We start from the raw sequence: 274 nt of genomic DNA on the forward strand, positions 1-274 counted from the left end.
GCATTATATGTTCAAGAAAGGCTCGAAGAAAGAGCTGGAAAATTTAGACCTTAATATGGATGCGTTTAAAGGATTAGGTGGCAGGTATATATTTTCTGCCATACCTATCAACAACGCGAAGGAAAACGGATTGGTACTAGATAGGATTTTTACGAAAAAAGGAAGCGTATGGAAAATTTATTTGTACAGAGTCATGTGAAAAGGGGGGAATCGAGTGAATTCACCGATACTAACGATTGTTGTACCTTGTTATAACGAAGAAAGCGTATTGCAG

Annotated in this window: 1 protein-coding gene; it reads left to right on the plus strand. The window is 37.6% G+C overall.

Going from position 1 to position 274, the window contains the following annotated elements:
• Positions 1-199: DUF6044 family protein (locus tag AC6UD2_RS06770; protein ID WP_500698430.1), on the plus strand; the 199-nt coding region annotated here is incomplete at its 5' end.
• Positions 200-274: the final 75 nt, after the last annotated feature.

This window comes from Fructilactobacillus sp. X2R5C2 (assembly GCF_059901375.1).